Raw genomic sequence first — 2,406 nt, 5'->3', positions numbered from 1 at the left:
ATTTCATCCAATACCTTTTCAATATTAAACTCATGTAACGCGGAAACTGGCATTACATTAGCTCTCGGAAACTCACTCTGCCATAATTCGATGCGGGCCGTTACTCTCTTCTGATCTCCCAAATCAATTTTATTAAGCACAACTATGATTGGAATATTCATGTCGTTTAGCTTCTCCTTTATCTTATCATTACCAACACCCGTTTCGTAGATGTCCGTTACGTAGAGTAAAATATCTGCATCCGACAAAGCTGTAGCAACAAACTTCATCATGCCCTCCTGCATTTTATATACAGGCTCTAAAATCCCAGGGGTATCCGAATAAACAATTTGATAATCGTCTTTGTTTACGATTCCTCGAATTCGATGACGTGTAGTTTGGGCTTTCGAAGTGATGATAGATAACTTCTCCCCTACAACCGAATTCATTAAGGTAGACTTACCCACATTCGGATTACCTATTATGCTTACAAAACCAGATTTGTGTTTCATTATTTCTTATTAGAGTGCAAAGAAACGAATCTTTACGGGACTTTCGGCGGTATCACGCATTGCAATATCCCTTTGTCCATTTGCCGGATGAGTACTAGCTACGAATTATTTTAAGTATCAATTCCTTGTTGAGAGTTTGACCATTTGCCTTTGCCCGAATTGCATCAAACGAGAACCGAAAATTGCATCCTTCTTTCCATTCACTACACCCAAAAGCCGATTGCCCTTTAACAATAGATCCACTCATGCACTTCGGACACAAAGATTTTACGTCTGCGAATTTTGTATTGAATTTTACGGACGGCTCAAACTCAACTTCAAAAGTTGGATTTAACTTCAAAATACCTTCCACTGATTTTCCATCAACTTTAAAACCCTTAATTTTTGTTGTAGTCCCTTTTACAGCTAGCCTAAAAACCTGCTTATCCGTTAACTTTTTATCCAGAAATTGAAATGGTAATCTCAAGTCACAGCCCTCCTTCCAACGGCTGCAACCAAAGACAGTTTTCCCTTTTATTAATTTGCCTTCCTTACATTTCGGGCACTTGGAATCTGAACTCGCTGATTTCTTAGTTCCCTTTACAGCTTTAGGTTTTACCGTCTCAACCATTCGCGCCTTGCCGGTTTCATGTTTCACATCGTAAATCAAATGATTCACCATGTTTTTCATATCAACAATAAACTGTTTTGCACTGTGCTCTCCTTGTTCAATCTCTTTCAATTGTTTTTCCCACTGACCTGTAAGCTCGGCTGATTTAAGCAAATCATTCTGAATTGTACCTATCAGTTGAATACCCATTTCAGTAGGCAAAACTTGCTTTTTTCTTCGCTGTGTATACTTTCTTCTAAATAGAGTCTCTATGATATTCGCTCTTGTTGATGGCCTTCCAATGCCATTTTCCTTCATTAAATCCCGGAGTTCCTCATCGTCCACTTGCTTTCCGGCAGTTTCCATTGCTCGTAGCAATGATGCTTCCGTATAATAGCTAGGTGGTTTAGTAGTTTTCTCTAAGAAGGAAGGAGTATGCGGACCTCTTTCATCTTTAACAAAAGAGGGCAATAGATTTTCCTCCTCATCATCCTTACTTGTCTCTTCGTCGCTTTCCTTCTTCTCTTTGGCAAACAAAACACGCCATCCAGCTTCGAAGATCTCCTTTCCCTTAGTCACAAATTTCACTGAATCAACTTCTGCGTCTACTTGCGTTTTGGCCACTTTACAATCCGGGTAAAAGACAGCAATAAAACGACGTACAATGATGTCATATACTTTCTGTTCATCAATTCCCAAAGAGTTTTGCTGCCCTGTTGGTATAATGGCATGGTGATCTGTGACTTTATTATCGTTAAATACCTTCGTCGATTTCCTAATTGTCTTACCCAGTAACGATTCCGTAAAAGCAGAATAATTACTAAGTCCCTTTAGTATCCCGCTAACTTTGGGATACATGTCGTTCGGTAAAAAGGTAGTATCTACTCTTGGATAAGACACTACTTTCTTTTCGTACAGACTTTGCACCATTTTCAAAGTCGACTCAGCAGTAAAGCCAAACTTATTATTACAATAGACCTGAATACCTGTTAAGTCAAATAATTTGGGTGCGTATTCCTTGCCATCTTTTTTGGAGATTGCCGTAATCACCAATTCTTTTCCCTTTACTTGATTAAGGAATTTCTCTCCATGCTCCTTCTTTAAAAATTTACCCTCTGTGTTATTGAATATCGCATCGCGATATTTAGTTTGAAGTTCCCAAAACGGTTTTGAGACAAAGTTTTCTATCTCGTGATGTCGGTTCACCAACATAGCAAGAGTTGGCGTTTGCACTCTCCCAACAGACAACACTTGCTTGTAGCCACCATATTTTAATGTGTACAATCTCGTAGCATTCATACCCAGCAGCCAATCGCCAATTGCTCT

At 39.1% G+C, this 2,406-nt stretch carries 2 protein-coding genes; both read right to left on the bottom strand.

The genetic code is table 11. From position 1 onward, the window contains the following. Positions 1–491: GTPase Era (era, locus tag HRT72_05545; protein ID NQY67172.1), on the bottom strand; the 491-nt coding region annotated here is incomplete at its 3' end. A 94-nt stretch (positions 492–585) separates the two neighbouring features. Beyond that, positions 586–2,406: DNA topoisomerase III (locus tag HRT72_05540; protein NQY67171.1), on the bottom strand; the 1,821-nt coding region annotated here is incomplete at its 5' end.

It is taken from the genome of Flavobacteriales bacterium (assembly GCA_013214975.1).
Lineage (GTDB): Bacteria > Bacteroidota > Bacteroidia > DT-38 > DT-38 > DT-38.
The sequence above is the reverse complement of the archived record's forward strand: the minus strand, read 5'-3'. Positions and strand labels throughout refer to the sequence as shown.